The sequence below is a fragment of the Thermostichus sp. MS-CIW-30 genome, from assembly GCF_054058015.1.
The window spans coordinates 1-16466 of record NZ_JBSRZW010000014.1 but is presented as its reverse complement, the minus strand read 5'-3'; the positions used below and the strand labels follow the sequence as shown (position 1 = coordinate 16466).

Sequence of the window (16466 nt, the reverse complement as noted above, 5' to 3'; positions counted from 1 at the left end):
GCGAGTGCTTTCACCGGCGATGGGGAAACGGGTAGAGTAGAACAGCAGTATCTGGATAACCCAAGAGAGGATCCCATGACTCGAGGCTTTGGCCCCTTCGGCAAAATCCAAGAAGCGCTCAAGAAAGCCCAAGAGGTGCGCGATGGCGCTCAAAGGCTGCAAAAAGAGCTAGAGGAGATGGAGATCGTCGGCGAAGCCGGCAATGGGCTGGTGAAAGTGACGGTAAACGGCAACCAAGAACCCCTTAAGGTCTCTCTGGATCCCCAGATTCTCCAGGAGTCGGTGGATGTGGTAGAGGACTTGCTCCTGACGGCGATGGTGAACGCCTACACCCAATCTGCCGAGACGATGCGCAAACGCATGGAAGAGCTGACCGGAAACATCAGTCTGCCGGGGTTGGGACTGGGTTGAGCCCCACTTGCTTAACCCCGCTTGCTTAACTCTGTATGTACACTCGCCCCTTGGCTCGCCTCATCGAAGAGCTGCAACGGCTGCCCGGCATTGGCTCCAAAACCGCTCAGCGCCTAGCTCTCCACTTGATCAACCGGCCTGCCGGCGAGATCGAGGCCCTGGCCAAAGCCCTGCTGGAAGCCAAGCAAACCGTTCGGCACTGTTCCATCTGCTTCAACTGGTCGGCGGAGGATCCCTGTGAGATTTGCCGTTCGCCACAGCGGGATCCCTTGCTGTGGTGCGTGGTGGCCGACGTCAAAGACTTGATTGCGATGGAGCGCACCCGCGAGTTCAAGGGGCTCTACCACGTTTTGGGCGGCCTCATCTCCCCCATGAACGGGATCGGGGTCGATCAACTGCACATCCGCGAGCTGGTGGCTCGGGTGGCACGGGAAAAACCGCAGGAGCTGATCTTTGCCATCAGCCCCAGCGTAGAGGGGGAAGTAACCATGCACGTGGTCAAGGATTACCTGAAGCCGGTTGCCCCCACCTTGCGCATGACCCGCCTGGCCTTCGGCCTGCCCATGGGATCCGAGCTGGAATACGCCGACGAGGTCACCCTGGCCCGTGCCCTGGAAGCCCGGCAGGAGTTGTGAGCCGCCCAGCCCATCAATCGCAGCCGGTTACCCCCTCCGCGCAGTAGGTGCTCCACCAGGGGTTGAAGTTGGCAGGATCCTCCGGCAGAGTGCTGATGTTCAGAAGTTCCTGGAAGCTGCTGTTGCGGCCTCCGTAGCGCAGGTGCATGTGCACCGGATCCCCGTGGGGTGCCCGCAGAATCACATAGGTGAAGGTCTCGCAACTGGCGTCTGCTCCAGGCCGCAACTGAAACAAATCCCAGATGGAACTTAAGGAGCGCTCAGGGTAGTAGAAGGGATCCGGCGCAGCCCCCCGATAGGCGTAGCGACAATTTTCCGCCAGGGGCTTTTTCCCCTCCAGATCGGCGTAGAAGGAGAAGAACTCCATCTTCTCGAACTTCACCCGCTTCGGATTGCGCGGATCGTTGGCCGATTGTTCCAGGGACGTATCCAGAGTGAAAACACCATCAATTCCCAGGTAGGGCACTTTATAGGCGTTGGGGGAGACAATCTGCAGCTCTAAGGCTGCCGCAGCCGCTCCAAAACCCAAGAGACTCAAGCTGCCGATCAGCCAGGCTAGGGCCGTTGAAGAACAAACTTGACGAGAGGGCATAAAACTTCGTCGTGCCTGTATTGTGCAGTAAAGCCTATACCAGTCTAAGAAAAGCTTTGAGCTCGTACTATCCCACTGGGGGGCATTTTGCGGAAATTCGCCAGCTGCAGGTGCAGCTTTGGGGAACGGGATCCTAAGACAAGGCAGTAAAATTGAGGTCAGGCTCACCGTAGAGGAGCCAGGTTTGCTGCCAGAGCCTGATATCTGGAAACTGATTTTGAAAGCGAGGAAAACCCCGTGGAGCTAGCTGAGATTGAGGAGTTGATGAACAAAGCTGTGCAAGCCACACAGCGCTCCTTTAATACGGTACGCACCGGGCGGGCCAATTCCAGCCTGCTGGATCGCATTCAGGTGGAGTACTACGGCGTGCCCACTCCCCTCAAGGCCCTGGCCAGCCTCACCACGCCAGACTCCAGCACTCTCTTGATCCAGCCCTTTGATCCCTCGACCCTGGCGGCCATTGAGCGGGCCATTGTTGCCTCTGACCTAGGTCTAACCCCCAGCAACGACGGCAAGGTGGTGCGGCTCACCATTCCCCCCCTGACAGAAGAGCGGCGCAAAGAGCTGAGCAAACAGGTGGCCAAGCTGGCCGAAGAGGGGCGAGTCTCGATCCGCAACATCCGGCGGGATGGCATCGACTCGGTGCGCAAGCGGGAGAAAAACGGCGAGCTGTCTGAAGATGAGTCCAAAAGCTTGCAGGATGCCATCCAGAAACTAACTGACCGCTACATTAAGAAGATCGATGAGCTGCTGGCAGAAAAAGAAAAGGAGCTGACGACGCTGTAAAAGCTCCTTGTGGACATAACTCCCCACGCTACTGGCCTGCTTCTGCATAGCCGTAGGACGGGGTTAAAGACCCCATTTTTTGATCAAAACTCGACACGCATCCCGAAACTTCAAGGTTTCCACTTGCCCCTCGGAGTTGAGCAGCCCTTCATTTCTTCTTGTCCGATTCCAACAAGAGGGATCCCGGCTTAGGCCAGGATGGAAGGGGGGAAAACGACAACTCTTGCCGCAATGGATCTGATCCTGTGCCATCAATCGGCGGATTTCGACACCCTGGGGGCGGCGGTGGGAGCGGCGCGCCTGTATCCGGGTGCCCGCATCGCCTTGACCGGGGGATCCCTGCCGGGGGTGCAGGAGTTTTTGGCCTTGTACCGAGATGAATTTCCCCTCATCGAGCTGCGCTCTGTGGATCCGGGACAGGTGCAGCGGTGGATTGTGGTGGATTGTCACGATCCGGATCGCTTGGGAAAAGCTGCCGCTTGGTTGAGCGTCCCCGGCACCCAAATCGAGATTTTCGACCATCACCTCAGGGATCCGGAAACCCCACCGGATGGCTTTTGGCCGCAGCAGCAGGTGAACTGTCATATCGAGGCCGTGGGGGCCACCTGTACCTTGCTGGTGGAGCGGCTGCAGGCTGCTGGGATCCCTCTCAGCCCTTTTGAGCGGCTGGCGCTGGCTTTGGGCATTCACATGGATACGGGATCCCTGACCTTCCCGGAGACCACCGCCCGCGATGCTGCTGCCCTGAGCTGGCTGTTGGATCAGGGGGTGAACCTGGTCTTGTTGCGGCGCTTTTTGGGGGATGGCCTCACCCCAGAGATGCGCGAGCTGCTCAGCCAGGGGTTGGCCCAGATGCAGGTGCAGCAGGTGGGGGAGTATCGCCTGGGAGAATGGCTGCTGGAGCTGCCGGAGTTTGTGCCCGGCTTGGCCGGCCTGGTGATGCGGCTGATGGATCTGACGGGAGTGGATGTGCTGCTCTTGGTGGCGCGGCAGGGGGAGCGGCTCAGCCTGATCGGGCGGGCGCGGCAGGAGTTTGCCCAGTTGGGCAGGGTGATGGCCCTCTACGGCGGCGGTGGACACGATTGTGCTGCAGCAGCCACGTTAAAAGCCAGCCCAGAGCAGCCTTTGCCCGACCCGGCCCAAGTCATGGCGGCCCTCAGGCAGGCTGTCCAAGAGCGGATCCCGCCCCCGGTGACGGCCAAAGATTTGATGTCGGCTCCGGTGCGCACCATCCGACCGGAGATCACCATCGACGAGGCCCAGCGGGTGCTGCTGCGCTACGGCCATTCCGGCCTGGTGGTGGTGGACGCTCAAGGTCGCCTGGTGGGGGTGATCTCGCGGCGGGATATCGATATCGCCCTGCATCACGGGTTTGGCCATGCCCCCGTCAAGGGCTACATGACCACCGACGTGAAAACCCTCTCCCCCGACACCCCCTTGGCGGAGATTCAGCGGTTGATGGTGCAGTGGGATATTGGCCGCCTGCCGGTTCTCCAGGATGGACAGTTGGTGGGCATTGTAACTCGCACCGATGTGTTGCGGCACCTACACGAGTTGCCGGCCCTCTCACCGCAGTTGGCTTTGCCCACCCTTTCCTGCCCTTTGGATCTCACCTTCGCCGCTCTTTCGGAGCGGCATCGACAGTTGCTGGAGCAGGCCGCCCGCCTCGCCGATGAAAAGGGCCTGAGGTTGTATCTGGTAGGGGGAACGGTGCGGGATCTGCTGCTGCATCGGTGGGGACGGCAGCCCTCACCCAACCTGGAGCGGCTGGATCTGGACTTGGTGGTGGATGGGCCCTACTCTCCGGCCCTGGATGGGATCGATCCCCCGGGCTGGGGCTTGATTTTGGGACAAGCGCTCAAACAGCACTTCCCAGAAGCGCGGCTGGAGATCCACGGCAAATTCCAAACGGCGGCCTTGATCTGGCCAGGAGGCTTTTGTGTGGATATCGCCAGCGCCCGCACGGAGTTTTATCCCTACCCGGCCTCTCCCCCCGAAGTGGCCATGGGATCCATTCAGCAAGACCTCTATCGGCGGGATTTTTCCATCAACGCCTTGGCCTTGCGCCTCAACGGCCCCCAGCGAGGACAGGTGCTGGATTTTTTCGGCGGACAAGCAGATCTGCAACAGGGGATCATCCGGGCATTGCACCCCAACAGCTTCATCGAGGATCCCACCCGCATTTATCGGGCGGTGCGCTTTGCGGTGCGCTTGGGCTTCGCCCTGGACTCGACCACAGAAAAATGGATCCGCGCTGCCGTGGCCAGTGGTCTGCACGATGCCGTCGGCGGGGATCGCCTCAAGCAGGAGCTGGCCTACATTCTCGGATCCCGCGATTGGCCCCAAGCCTTTGAGCGGCTGGCAGAATGGGGGGCTTTGCGCTGTATTCACCCCGACCTGGAGTGGGATCCCTCCCTGTGCCGGCGGTTGCAACGGGTGGGCCGCTGGGCTTATCACTTTCGCCGCCGCTATCCTGAGCTGGGATCCCAGGAGATCTGGCAACTGCGCCTAGAGGCTCTCCTCCTCACGCTGCCCCAAGCCCCCCAGGTGGCCAGCCAACTCCACCTCACCCAAGCAGGCATCGAACGCCTCAGCCATTCCTCCTATTACCAAACCCTGTTGGCCCAATTGGATCCCGGCACCCTCTCTCCGGCCCAGGTGGTGCAACTGCTGCAGGGGCTGCGGATCCCGGCGGTGATTTTGTTGGCTGGGATCGCCCCCAAGCCGGCCCGGCGGCTGATCTGGCGCTATTTGCAGGAGTGGTACTGGGTAAAGCCGCTGCTCAACGGCCACGATCTGCGTCGTCTGGGTTATAAGCCAGGTCGCCCCTTCCAAGCCATTTTGGAGCAACTGCGTTGCCTCACCCTGAACGGCGAACTCACCACCCCGGCAGAAGCTGAAGCCTGGCTACAAGAACACTTCCCCCTGCCGCAAGCTCAATACCGAGGAAGAAAGTAGAAGGGCAAATCAGTCGAAATAGAAGAGAGTGACCAACTTGTGTTGTTCCTCAGCATGCTTGCAGGCATCCAGCAGCGTGACGCTGTCGTGGAAGACAAAGCAGATCAACTGCTGGCACTTGCTGATGATCTCCAGGTTGCACAGGCGGCTGGCCTCCGCCAAGGGAAGATGGTCGTTTTCCGGATGCTCCACCAGATGCAGCACCTGCTCCAGGCTGGCCCGCGACTCTGCCGGCTGTCGCTCCAAACTCTGCGGCAAGATCACCGTCAAGGACTTCATGTCCGCCCGCATCGCCCCCCGAATGACGGCCAAGTTGGTGCCAATGGCCCCAGAGGTGAGGATCTGATTGCCGGTAAGGGCCAGGGCATAACTGAGGGTCTCGATCAAATACTGATGGGTAATGGGCACATGACGACTGCCCAGGATGGCCACTCGCTTCGGCCCAACTTGCTGAATGGCGGCCAACTCCTGCAAAAACGTATCAACGCTGGTGGGGACATCAATAGACTGGGTCAACGGGATCCCTCGGCAGATTCTCTAGATCTTGGCTAGGCTATGCTATCTCAAATTTCCGCTTTGGGATCCGGCCAAGTTGACGCTCTACAACTTCAGCTCCGCACTTTTGGTGAAGTGCTAAGGCTGTCTGCAGCAAGCTGGGCTTGGCTTTGCGCAGAAGATCCCGCCTGAATGTGGATGGTGTAGCTCATGCTGCTGTGAACGCCCCTGCCCAGCCAATGGCCGTAAATGGGGGCAGCATCTCTGGGATAAGCGCTGGCCGCCAAAGCCACATGACCATCGGCCACGGCCAACCCCTGGGTGGGATCAAAGCCCCGCCAACCGGCCCCCGGCAAGTACACCTCCGCCCAAGCGTGCAAATGACGGCGCACAGGCTCTGGGGGTTCTCCACCCCTGCTCTCCCCCGAAGGCTGCGAGGGGCTGACCTGGTAGCCACTGACAAAGCGCGCGGCCAAGCCTACCGTACGGCAGACCTCCATGAACACCAGGGCCAAATCGCGGCAGGCTCCGGTTTTGCGATGCCAGGTCAAGCCGGCAGGCCAGGGATCCCCCTTTTCCCGCAAGATGTGGCGGCATTCTGAATAGATGCGCTGGTTCAGCGCCGGCAGAAAAGCTGTCGTTTCCCCCTGCACGTGATCCCATAGCTCCCAGGCCAAGGCCTGGATGCCGGGATCCGCCTGAGCCGTCAGATAAGGCTGTAATTGGGCTGCCAGCGTGCTGGGATAGTCGATGGGGAGATGGGTGGCCCAATCGCAGAGCAGGTAGTCGAAGGGATTCTGCCGCAGGGTGAGCACCGTGGCCTGAGTTTGGATGCGCAAGTGCTCGGTGGGATCCCCAAACCAGAGCCGAACCGCCGCGTTGCCCTCCAGGTCCACCAGCGCCGATTGGCCCACCGGCTGCGGATCCACCTGCAACTCAAAAGCCAGGAGAGTTTGGATCCCGTCGCAGCGCGGTCGCAATCGCACCGTGTGGGGCTCCAGTTGGACTGGACGACTGTAGCGATATTCGATGAGATGGCGGATCTGAATTTGCACAGGCCAAATGACGGGCAAGAGGTTTCACCACAGGCAGCCGAGCCTTGAGATCAGGTAACCCAAACTGCTCTCGAATCAAAGCCAGGAGGTAGCTGTATCCTCTGCCGGGGAGCTTTGAAACTTTATCTGAGTTTGAGATCTCCGAGAGCTCTGCCCTACCTCCCCAATCATCGAAACCTTCAGCTTAGAGCGAATATACTCCCCGGCCCGTACAGGAGCATAGCGAGGGGGGTTTGCTGCATTCTGGCATGTGGGCAGGCATTCAATCCAAGCCCCAGCCTGCTCAAGGAAAGAAACTGGAGACATAGCCGACATAGAGACAGGTGCTCAGAACAGCTCCTACCCTACAAAGAGAACTTGCCCCAAGACTGTGTGGGCGGATACCCCCTCAAAGCCAGCGCCAGCTCAACCCCATATCCAAACTAGGGATATTCTTGCTTGGCCTGTTGCCAGAGGACTTCCAGCTCCTGGAAACTGCGTCCTTTCAGAAGGGAGCTTATGCCATCGCCGGGCAGGGATCCCGCTGGTTCCTGAGCCAGCTCTTCCATGCGCAAAAAACGGCGAGCAAAGCGCAGGTTGGTTTGGGTTAGAGCTTGGGCAGCATCCAAACCATACCAACGGCCCAAGTTGACCAGGGCAAAAAGCAGATCCCCCAGTTCGGCTTCCTGCCGAGTTGGATCGGGGGGATCCCTCTCCAATTCTCGACGCAGCTCGGCTTCTTCCTCGCGGATCTTGGCCCAGATCCCCTCCACCGTTGGCCACTCAAACCCTGCCCCCACCACTTTGCAGGAAATTTTCAGGGCAGCCATTAGGGGAGGCAAACTTTGGGCATAGTGCAGCAGTTTTTGGCCAAGGCTTTGATCCGGTCGCTCCCCTTGCTTGATCTGTTCCCAAGAGCGGTGCAACTCCGGAAGGTCTGCCGGCACAGCATCCCCAAACACATGGGGGTGACGGCGGATGAGCTTATCGGCAATTCCCGCAGCCACAGCTTCCAGATCAAAGTGGTTCTGCTCGGCAAAGATCTGAGACTGCAACACCACCTGCAACAACAAATCCCCCAGCTCTTCGGCAATTGCTGCCGGATCCCCGGCTCGAATGGCAGCTACCGTCTCATACGCTTCTTCAAGAATGTAGGGGGTAAGAGACTCTGGAGTTTGGGCCCGATCCCAAGGACACCCGTCGGGAGCGCGCAACCGAGCAACAATAGCCGCCAAACGACTCATGTGTGAGCTAGAGGCGGAACGCTCCAGATAAAGGTGGGCAAAATGGCCCGTCGCTTGAGGATCCCAGCTTTGGAGCGTCAATGGGCCGGCCACCACCTCCAAGTCTTCTGTTAGCAACGTAACAGACTGGACAGGAGAACAGATCTGTTGCAAAACACTGCGCAGCTTCGCCAGATCCTGGCCCCCACAGCTTTTCAGCAGCAGGGATCCCTGCTCAGCAGCGAACCACCGAGCCAGAGCCTGTTGCCAGTTGGGCTGAAGACTATCCAGCGTTTGCAGCATGATCAAAAGGGTAGGCGCGGCCCAAATCCAAAAGGCGGCTGAGCTGCTCCAGATCGATGAAACTCAACTCCAAAAGGATCATCAGCAACGGCCCTTGCTGGCGATGCTGCAGCTTCTTGGCCAGGCTCAGTTGAGAACGGTCGATGATGCCCGTTTGCAAGAGATATTCCTCAAGGGCTGGGGGGGGAATGGGATCTAGCATGGTCGTTTCGCAGCGCTGAAGTAAGGACGACTATGAAAACTGAGAAGATAGCAAACCAATGTAACTATTCTTAACACTTCTACAGAATTTCGGCAAAGATCTGGCTGGTGCGTAGGCCGAAGGCGAGCTTGCTAAGCGCTGCGCCCACAGCTCCAGGACAAGAGAACCCCTAAATTGCCTCGGCAAATGAGGTTTCCGTATCCAAGGACACAAAAAATGGGTACCAAGAGTTCATGGTATGGTAGCAAATTGGCGATCAGTTGGCAGCACCCCGAAAGGCCGACTGCTTTTTCTTTGTGGGAAAAACCAACTCACCTTGCAAGATGTTACCTTTTTATCTCGTTGAATCCTCGTGCTTGATAAAAATCTTACAACAATTCTTCGGGGATCCAATCTGTTCGGCTCCTCTGGGATCTGCCCTAATGCTGTCATCCTGCTCGGGTTCGGTTTTGGGCATACATCGTCCTACGTTCAGCTAAGCTAGAGACACTTGCCACATGGACTCCCGTTATGTCTGAAGCCCAGGGTTTACTGCCAGTGGGGGCAACGGTTCAAGTGGTGGAGATGCCTCCTTACCTAAAAACGGCTGACCCAATGCCGATGTTGCGCCCGGCCCATTTGATCCGCTTGCACGAACAAGGGGTGATCCTGCAGCGGCGGCTGTTGGGCACCTACAGTGTGCAGTTTGCCAATGGCATCTTTCTCATAGACGGAAAATATCTCGCGCCGGTGGGATCCCTGTCCTGACACGCCCATTTCTCCTCCGAGCCAGCTGGATGGGTTTGCCGGCCTTTAGATTTGGGAGCTGGCAGCTTTCTGCAGAAGCGAGCCTTCAACTGGCCGGCGGACTTTCGCGATAGCCTGAACCGCGGCTAGCCGCTTCTGACGCTTCAGCGAGCTCAGCTAGAAATCGCAGGAGCCCCGCACTGTACCCGTAGGGTCAGTGTCGGGAGGAATGCGGAAGTTACGATAGAACCATGACCCAAGTCCTGACCGTCTCCTGCAAGCTCAAGGTGTCCCAGTCGCAAGCCGCAAAGTTGGATGCGACAATGGATGCCTTTGTGCAGGCGTTGAACTGGGTCAACCAAAACACACCAGAAAAAGTAGTCAACGCAGTCAAACTCCAGTCCCTTTGCTATTACCAGATTCGCGCTCGGTTTGGCTTGTCCAGTAATCTGGCCCAGCAGGTCTGCAGACGGCTGGCCGGTGCCCGTAAAGTTGCCCGACAGAAAAACCGTCCGGTCAAAGCGTTCAAGAGAGGCTTTGCGACCTACGATGCCCGTATCTTTTCGTTCCGCGAGAAAGACTGGACGGTGTCGCTGACCACGGTTGGGGGTCGAGAGCGCTTTGGGCTGGCGATTGGCCGCTACCAGAGAGAACGGCTGGCGGGCTCCAATCCCAAATCTGCCACTCTGGTCAAGCGTAAAGACGGCTCCTACTCCATTCAGATCTGTGTGGAAACGGAACCGTGCCCACCGCAACGCACGGGTAGAGTGCTGGGGGTGGACTTGGGAAGGACAGATATTGCCCATACGTCAGAGGGGGACAACTGGAATGGACAGCAGTTGAACCGAATCCGAGACCACTACTCCCGGTTGAGGGCGGTACTCCAACGCAAAGCCAGTAAGGGCACACGCAGTTCGCGGCGCAGATGCCGTCAACTGTTGCAACGGCTGTCTGGCAAGGAGAGACGCTTTCAAGTGTGGGTCAATCATCGCATCTCCAAAGCTATTGTCTCTAGGGCAAAGGCGACAAATAGCGCTCTTGCTCTGGAAGACTTGACAGGGATTCGGGAAAGGGTCAATCAACAGCCACGCAGCAAGACAGAGCGTAGGCGGGCAAATAGTTGGGCGTTTTATCAACTCCGTCAATTTTTGGAGTACAAGGCTCTGCGTGCAGGGGTTTCTCTGGTTCTTGTGCCGCCTGCCTACACGTCGCAGACCTGCCACCGGTGTTTGCACATCCATCCCGATCCTGCGCAATCCTATCGCAGTGGAAAGAAGTTTAAGTGTGGACACTGTGGATGGGAAGGGGATGCGGATTTGAATGGTGCGAATGTGATTGCGCTTTTGGGGGCTGCTGTAAACCAGCCTAGAGGTTCGTGGTTGGCTTGCCAACTGCAGGGCTACCGAAAGCCCGCCCTGTACTGCGAAGCAGTCAGGGTCGGGTAGTTTACGTTAACTCATGTTAATTTGGGGGCGTCTTCCTCTTTCTTCCCGCGGTCTCTATGAGCATTCAACTTCCTCGCTGGCTAGAACTGGCCTTGCCTTTCTTTCATCCTGTGCTGATGATTTTGGCATTTGCGCTGGCCCTGTATGCCCTTTACCTGGGTCTGCAAGCGCGACGGGTGCGCACTGCCTCGGCAGAAGAACGCAAGGAGCTGATCAAAGGGAAGTTTGGTCAGCGGCATTTCCTCGCCGGATCCCTGTTCTTGGTGTTGATGGTGTTCGGGGCGCTGGGCGGCATGGGGGTTACCTACCTGAACAATGGCAAGCTGTTTGTTGGGCCTCACCTGCTGGCTGGGTTGGGCATTGTGGCCTTGGTGGCCAGCTCTGCGGCTCTAGCACCGCTGATGAAAGACGGGCAAAAGGTCTGGGCGCGTAATGTGCATGTCCTATTAAACGTGGTGATCCTGGCGATCTTGGGTTGGCAGGCGGTGACCGGCTTTCAGATTGTGCAGCGCATCGTCAACCAAATGCTGACCACACCCCAGGTGGCTTAATCTCCCCGAAAGACCCATGCAACCCTGAACAGGGCTGAGCTTTGGGAGGACTTTGTCCCGCTGGTGCGAGCCGAGAAGTCCGTCGACCCAAAGACTTCGGCCTCCCCTTTTCGGAACCCAGAGCTTCATCATGTCAGAATGGCAGAGCAGGCGCTGCACCCTTCGGCTGTAGAGGGGCGCAGTCTTGTTGCCGATACCCAGTTAACGCAACGGTTCTCCCTATGTCGGTTAGCCCTCTTCCCAGTTGGGTCAAGCGTTCCATCGGCAAAGCCAGCGAGACTTCAGCGGTGCAGCAGGTGATCAAGCAGCGGGGCCTGCACACCATTTGTGAGGAGGGGCGCTGTCCAAATCGAGCCGAGTGCTACAGCCAAAAAACCGCTACATTTCTGCTGATGGGAGGGATCTGTACCCGCGCCTGCTCTTTTTGCCAGGTGGCCAGTGGACGGCCCGCACCGTTGGATCCCACAGAGCCGGAGAAAGTGGCCGAGGCGGTTGAGCTGCTGGGGCTCAGCTATGTGGTACTCACCTCGGTGGCCCGCGACGATCTGCCCGACCAGGGATCCGGTCGCTTTGTGGAGGTCATCGAGGCAATTCGGCGGCGCTGCCCCGGCACCCAGATCGAGGTGCTCACCCCCGACTTTCGCGGGGATCGCGAGTGCATTGCCCGTGTGGTGGCTGCCCAGCCTGTTTGCTACAACCACAACATCGAAACGGTGCGACGCCTCTCCCAGGCAGTACGGCGCAGCTCCGGCTACGACTTGTCCTTGCGGGTTTTGCGAACGGTCAAGGAGCTGAATCCTGGATTACCCACCAAGTCTGGGCTGATGCTGGGGCATGGGGAGACCCGCGCAGAAGTGCTGGAAACTTTCCGGGATCTGCTGGCGGTGGGATGCGATCGTCTGACTCTGGGGCAATACCTACAACCTTCCTTGGCCCATCGCCCTGTGGAACGCTACTGGACTCCGGAAGAGTTTGCCGAGCTGGGCCAGATAGCCCGCCAGATGGGGTTTCGCCAGGTGCGCTCAGGGCCATTGGTGCGCAGCTCCTACCACGCTGCCGAAATGGTTGAGAACTAGGCCAGGGAGCTTGGCAGAGAGGCTGTGCAGTCTGTCATAGCCAACCTTTCCCGTCCGATCAAGGCACGAAGGCCCGCTTCCAGGCCAAACGCTTGTGCTGCAAACTGGCTGAGCACCTGCGGCGCCAGGGATCCCAGGCGATACAGGCTGACCCCCGCCACCAGACCCGGCAAGAGGCCGTTGCCCCAGCCTCCCCACAGCCAGGAACTTACTCCTTCTGCTAGCAGCAGCAAAGCCCCATTGAGCAGCAGCGGTCGCCACAGCCCCTCGCGAAAGGAGACCAGCCCCCTCCACAAGGCCGTCCGGGGTAGGTGAAGCCGCACTCCCAAGCCCAACAGCCAAAGGCCATCCAGCAGTGGGGCCAACAGCAAATCCAACCCCAGCGGAGCCAAGCCCACCACAATCCCCTTGCCGAGGGCGACAGCTTGGCCCCATTGCTCCACAAAGCGGGCATGATGCTGCCACTGTTTTTCCAAAATCTGAGCCTGAACCCGATCCAGCCGCTTCAACACATTCAAAGCCAGGAGGGATCCCGCCTCGGTTTGCAAAATCTGCAGAATTCGCCCCCGCAAGGCTTCAATTTGGGGTGCAGGCCGTTCCCATTCCAAAGTAATGCGGCCATCCGGCCAGTGGGTGCGGACTTTCAGAGGTTTTGGGCAAGCGGCCACGGTCAAAATCTCCTGCGGCGATACCCAGCCTAGGTGGCGGCTGATCTGGGCACAAATGGCCTGCAACTCCGCTTCGGAGTAGAGATCGCATTTGTTCAACACCAGCAGGATGGGCTTGTATAGAGTGCGCAGCTCCGAGAGAGCTTGGTATTCCAACTGGGTCAGGTCGGTGGCGATGACAAACACGATCAAATCCGCCGAGCGGGCCACATCCCAGGCCAACTGTTCGCGGGCTTCTCCTTCCACTTCGTTCAAACCCGGAGTATCCACCAGCCTCACCCGCCAAGGGATCCCTGGCTCCGGCTGCCACAGCAGGGATTGGGGCTGCTGAGTGACCCCATTGAGGGGGCCCACCTTCAATCGCTCCTCGCCGGTTAGGGCGTTCAGGACGGCCGACTTGCCACGGTTGACCAGCCCAAACACCGCAATGGAAAACAGCCGCGCGGTGAGGCGCTTGCGCAAAGTGGATAGAGCCCTGAACTCCGGTTGTAAATCCCGACGGCTGGCCAGAGATTGCCAATGATCCCAGCACCTTTGCAAAACGGTTTCGGCTTGGGTCAAGGGAGTGGTCATAGACAGGGGCAATGGACTAACCCTCACTCTAGAGGGAATTGCCCCTCAGGGCTAGCCGTTTCTCCCCCCCAGCGTGGGGAATCCAAACCCCACAAAATAGGGCATGATCACCCTAGGGTTCCGCCGACTTTCCTATGTTGTACCGCCTTCCCCAATCTCTGAAATGGCTTCGTGTGGGTGGATCCCATCGTTCTAAGCAAGAGCGCCAGATCGTGCGCAGCCTGCTGGCCTTTGCTGGGGCGCTGCTGGTTATGGATGTTGTGCTTCTGAGCGCCCTTCGCTAGTCCAACTTGGCAAGCCCATCGTTAGGTGATTCCGAACAAGTCTAAGTCTGAGGCATTCCTCTAGCACTGCTACAGGCAAGCACTCCCAGCCCCTTGCCCATTATGAGGAGAGGGGATCCCAGAATTGGCAAACAGTTGCACTGCAACTCGAAATAACCCCAACCCGATCAGAGGGTGGGAAGGGTTTTCCAAGTTACCAAGTTGCCTGTCAGGCAACTGTTAATTGACCAGCAAAAGGCTAGCTGGGATCCCTTATGCTGCGAGGGCAAGCCGCCGGGGATGGGGGCCGGATCGGGAATAATGGAAGCGGCCCCAGCCGGGAGAGCTGGGTTTTCCCCGCGCTGAGGTCGTTGTTTCCCTTCTCTTGAGGCCGGCTATGGTTTTGCAGGAGGCGGCGGGCGTGCCCCGCATCAACGCGCGCGAGTCGGATGTTTTCGACATTTTCAACCTGAAGCATTATCTCGGCCCTAACCCCTATCTCAATACAGCCGCTTTCACCTTCGACTTTGCCCTTACCCAGTGCCCACAGCCGCTGCCCATTGATGTCTACCTGTCCAAGGTCTGCTTCCATTTCCCCCAGTTGCAGGAGGGATCTTATCCTTCCTACGCCCACTTGTTTGCCCGGCTGGTGACGGAGGTGAACCGGTTGCAGATGGATCTCCACTTGCAGAAGTGGAGCTGTCACCTGTTTCCAGAGTATGTGCGCATCGCGGTGCAGACCTTGCATGGCCGTACCACTCGTGCCGCGGTTTATTTTGCTTGGGATTGGCTGGAAGCCATCGCCCAGGGGGAGCCCTTCGACGTTGAAGGGGAGATGCGCCGCCTGCAGCAATTGTTTCGCGACTCGGTGTACGGCGGGCCGACGGTCTATGCCCTCCTGCGGGCTGCTCACGAACGCGGGATCCCGACCTACTACCTATGGGATGAAGGGGTGATGCAGTATGGCTATGGTCGCAACCAGGTGCGAGGGGTGGCCACCACCTTTCACTGCGACAGCCATCTCGACTCTGACTTCACCACCCGCAAAGACGATTGCAAAGCCTTTCTGGCGGCGCAAGGGTTCCCCGTGCCCCAGGGAGAGGTGGTCGCCTCTTTGGCAGAAGCTTTGCAGCAAGCGCAAGAAATCGGCTATCCGGTGGTGCTCAAGCCGGTGGCCGGCCACAAGGGGATAGGGGTAACAGCAGGCATTCAAACCCCGGAAGAACTGGCCTTTGCCTACGAGGTAGCCGTGGCAGCCCTTCCCCCTGAGGAGCCCATCCGACTGATCCTGGAAAAGCATCTGCAGGGCACCGATTTTCGCCTGTTGTGTGTGGGAGGCCGCTTTGTGGCGGCCACGGAACGACGCCCCGCCTCAGTGACGGGAGATGGCCAAAGCACCATCGGGCAGCTCATCGAGCAGGCCAACCGGGATCCCGTCCGTTGGGATACCCCCACTTCTCCCCTGGGGCCGATCCAATGGGATGAGGCAATGGAGCGCTTTCTGGCAGAGCAAGGCTTGACAGTGGACAGTGTGCTGGAACCGGGGCGGACGGTCTATCTGCGCAAGGTATCCAATCTCTCGGCGGGAGGAGTGAGCCGCGATGTCACGGCCACCGTCCATCCCGACAACGTGGTTTTGGCCCAAACCATTGCCCAGCAGTTCTCGCTGGTGTGCTTGGGCATCGATGTCATTGCCCCCAGCCTGGAGCGCTCCTGGAAGGAGGGATCCCTGGGGATTATCGAGATCAATGCTGCGCCGGGTGTGCTCATGCACCAAAAACCTGCCATTGGCGCGGGAGTGGATGTGCCGGGGGCAATCCTCGACCATCTGTTTCCCAAGACGGCCCGCATCCCGATTTTGACCTTTAACCGCCTCACCTTGGCGGAGGCGCACACCTTGGTGGAGCATATTTTGTCCCACCGCCCCAACGCATGTGTGGGATCCGTCTGTCGGGAGGGCGTGCTGCTAAACCACAGCTCTAGACCCCTGCAGGGCAGCCTCTTTCGCCAGGTGAAAACCCTGCTGCGCCATCCCCAACTGGATCTGCTTTTGGCGGAAGCCGACGCAGAGACCCTGGAGCGGGAGGGCTTGGCCTACGAAGGCAGCGATCTGGTGGTGCTGCGGGATCCCTCCGATCAAGAGCTGCAAACCCTGAAACGGGATCTCAACCCCGGCGGCGCCCTCTTCCTGCAGCGGGGATCCACCCTAACTTTGACGGTGGCGGGCCAGGCGGAGCGATTTGAATTGCCGGGGACAGACCTTCAGATGGGGATCCTGCTGCGCTCCATGACCCTGCGGATCATCTGCAGAACCATTAGCCAGATGCTGAAGAACTGGTCTGGCTGAGGGGTTTTGGATTTTCTTCAGATTCTTGTAAAAGGGTAGGCAAAACAAGGGATCCCTGCTGGGGAAAAAGGCCGGCCAGCCAGTCAGCTAGAAATCGCAGGAGCCCCGCACTGTACCCGTAGGGTCAGTGCCGGGAGGAATGCGCTTTGATGAAGTACAATGAACTTATGAGCCAAGT

At 58.8% G+C, this 16466-nt stretch carries 16 protein-coding genes; 10 read left to right on the top strand and 6 right to left on the bottom strand.

The features are described from left to right. The first annotated feature begins 75 nt into the window (after positions 1 to 75). Positions 76 to 411, top strand: coding sequence for a YbaB/EbfC family nucleoid-associated protein (locus ACVWXW_RS07735; RefSeq protein WP_414344527.1), 336 nt, complete (start codon positions 76 to 78; stop codon positions 409 to 411). Positions 412 to 446: 35 nt separating this feature from the next. Beyond that, complete coding sequence (gene recR, locus ACVWXW_RS07730; protein ID WP_414374697.1) at positions 447 to 1046, top strand: recombination mediator RecR; 600 nt, start codon at positions 447 to 449, stop codon at positions 1044 to 1046. Positions 1047 to 1059: 13 nt separating this feature from the next. On the opposite strand, the gene ACVWXW_RS07725 is transcribed toward recR, so the two are convergent. Then, a complete protein-coding gene (locus ACVWXW_RS07725) occupies positions 1060 to 1638 on the bottom strand; it encodes a hypothetical protein (protein ID WP_457403421.1) in 579 nt (192 codons plus the stop codon). Positions 1639 to 1875: 237 nt separating this feature from the next. On the opposite strand from ACVWXW_RS07725, the gene frr reads away from it, so the two are divergent. Together frr and ACVWXW_RS07715 are read left to right on the top strand one after the other, a co-directional pair. Then, complete coding sequence (gene frr, locus ACVWXW_RS07720; protein WP_011429597.1) at positions 1876 to 2424, top strand: ribosome recycling factor; 549 nt, start codon at positions 1876 to 1878, stop codon at positions 2422 to 2424. Positions 2425 to 2655: 231 nt separating this feature from the next. Continuing rightward, positions 2656 to 5382, top strand: a complete 2727-nt coding sequence (locus tag ACVWXW_RS07715) for a CBS domain-containing protein (protein WP_457403420.1) — start codon at positions 2656 to 2658, stop codon at positions 5380 to 5382. Positions 5383 to 5391: 9 nt separating this feature from the next. Here the strand turns inward: ACVWXW_RS07715 and ACVWXW_RS07710 are convergent, their stop codons facing one another. The 4 genes from ACVWXW_RS07710 to ACVWXW_RS07695 form a co-directional block, all read right to left on the bottom strand. Beyond that, complete coding sequence (locus ACVWXW_RS07710; protein WP_011434437.1) at positions 5392 to 5898, bottom strand: hypothetical protein; 507 nt, start codon at positions 5896 to 5898, stop codon at positions 5392 to 5394. A gap of 92 nt (positions 5899 to 5990) precedes the next feature. Continuing rightward, complete coding sequence (locus ACVWXW_RS07705) at positions 5991 to 6932, bottom strand: transglutaminase family protein (protein WP_457403455.1); 942 nt, start codon at positions 6930 to 6932, stop codon at positions 5991 to 5993. A 422-nt stretch (positions 6933 to 7354) separates the two neighbouring features. Continuing rightward, a complete protein-coding gene (mazG, locus tag ACVWXW_RS07700) occupies positions 7355 to 8155 on the bottom strand; it encodes a nucleoside triphosphate pyrophosphohydrolase (protein ID WP_457403454.1) in 801 nt (266 codons plus the stop codon). Positions 8156 to 8417: 262 nt separating this feature from the next. After that, positions 8418 to 8639, bottom strand: coding sequence for a DUF2949 domain-containing protein (locus ACVWXW_RS07695; protein WP_414399082.1), 222 nt, complete (start codon positions 8637 to 8639; stop codon positions 8418 to 8420). A 510-nt stretch (positions 8640 to 9149) separates the two neighbouring features. Here ACVWXW_RS07695 and ACVWXW_RS07690 point away from each other — a divergent pair. From ACVWXW_RS07690 to lipA, 4 genes are all read left to right on the top strand, one after another. Beyond that, positions 9150 to 9386: a DUF3148 domain-containing protein gene (locus ACVWXW_RS07690; protein ID WP_011429589.1), complete on the top strand. Its 237-nt coding sequence runs from the start codon at positions 9150 to 9152 to the stop codon at positions 9384 to 9386. Positions 9387 to 9616: 230 nt separating this feature from the next. Further along, positions 9617 to 10810: an RNA-guided endonuclease InsQ/TnpB family protein gene (locus ACVWXW_RS07685; protein ID WP_457403419.1), complete on the top strand. Its 1194-nt coding sequence runs from the start codon at positions 9617 to 9619 to the stop codon at positions 10808 to 10810. Between the two features lie 56 nt (positions 10811 to 10866). Beyond that, positions 10867 to 11361, top strand: coding sequence for a DUF4079 domain-containing protein (locus ACVWXW_RS07680; protein WP_011429588.1), 495 nt, complete (start codon positions 10867 to 10869; stop codon positions 11359 to 11361). A gap of 221 nt (positions 11362 to 11582) precedes the next feature. After that, a complete protein-coding gene (gene lipA / locus ACVWXW_RS07675) occupies positions 11583 to 12437 on the top strand; it encodes a lipoyl synthase (protein WP_414424038.1) in 855 nt (284 codons plus the stop codon). On the opposite strand, the gene ACVWXW_RS07670 is transcribed toward lipA, so the two are convergent. Further along, positions 12434 to 13678, bottom strand: a complete 1245-nt coding sequence (locus ACVWXW_RS07670; RefSeq protein ID WP_457403418.1) for an Era-like GTP-binding protein — start codon at positions 13676 to 13678, stop codon at positions 12434 to 12436. The genes lipA and ACVWXW_RS07670 overlap by 4 nt on opposite strands. A 134-nt stretch (positions 13679 to 13812) precedes the next feature. Here ACVWXW_RS07670 and ACVWXW_RS07665 point away from each other — a divergent pair, with 134 nt between their 5' ends. Both ACVWXW_RS07665 and ACVWXW_RS07660 read left to right on the top strand, forming a co-directional pair. Next, on the top strand, positions 13813 to 13962 hold the full coding sequence (locus ACVWXW_RS07665) for a hypothetical protein (RefSeq protein ID WP_011429585.1): 150 nt from the start codon (positions 13813 to 13815) through the stop codon (positions 13960 to 13962). 376 nt (positions 13963 to 14338) lie between these two features. Further along, positions 14339 to 16288, top strand: a complete 1950-nt coding sequence (locus tag ACVWXW_RS07660; RefSeq protein ID WP_457403417.1) for an acetate--CoA ligase family protein — start codon at positions 14339 to 14341, stop codon at positions 16286 to 16288. The last annotated feature ends 178 nt before the right edge of the window (positions 16289 to 16466 follow it).

Coding starts and splice junctions, on each gene's coding strand:
- ACVWXW_RS07690 (WP_011429589.1), top strand. CDS start 9,150: ATGTCTGAAGCCCAGGGTTTACTGCCAGTGGGGGCAACGGTTCAAGTG.
- lipA (WP_414424038.1), top strand. CDS start 11,583: ATGTCGGTTAGCCCTCTTCCCAGTTGGGTCAAGCGTTCCATCGGCAAA.
- ACVWXW_RS07685 (WP_457403419.1), top strand. CDS start 9,617: ATGACCCAAGTCCTGACCGTCTCCTGCAAGCTCAAGGTGTCCCAGTCG.
- ACVWXW_RS07715 (WP_457403420.1), top strand. CDS start 2,656: ATGGATCTGATCCTGTGCCATCAATCGGCGGATTTCGACACCCTGGGG.
- ACVWXW_RS07695 (WP_414399082.1), bottom strand. CDS start 8,639: ATGCTAGATCCCATTCCCCCCCCAGCCCTTGAGGAATATCTCTTGCAA.
- mazG (WP_457403454.1), bottom strand. CDS start 8,155: ATGAGTCGTTTGGCGGCTATTGTTGCTCGGTTGCGCGCTCCCGACGGG.
- ACVWXW_RS07660 (WP_457403417.1), top strand. CDS start 14,339: ATGGTTTTGCAGGAGGCGGCGGGCGTGCCCCGCATCAACGCGCGCGAG.
- ACVWXW_RS07735 (WP_414344527.1), top strand. CDS start 76: ATGACTCGAGGCTTTGGCCCCTTCGGCAAAATCCAAGAAGCGCTCAAG.
- ACVWXW_RS07725 (WP_457403421.1), bottom strand. CDS start 1,638: ATGCCCTCTCGTCAAGTTTGTTCTTCAACGGCCCTAGCCTGGCTGATC.
- ACVWXW_RS07680 (WP_011429588.1), top strand. CDS start 10,867: ATGAGCATTCAACTTCCTCGCTGGCTAGAACTGGCCTTGCCTTTCTTT.
- recR (WP_414374697.1), top strand. CDS start 447: ATGTACACTCGCCCCTTGGCTCGCCTCATCGAAGAGCTGCAACGGCTG.
- ACVWXW_RS07670 (WP_457403418.1), bottom strand. CDS start 13,678: ATGACCACTCCCTTGACCCAAGCCGAAACCGTTTTGCAAAGGTGCTGG.
- ACVWXW_RS07665 (WP_011429585.1), top strand. CDS start 13,813: ATGTTGTACCGCCTTCCCCAATCTCTGAAATGGCTTCGTGTGGGTGGA.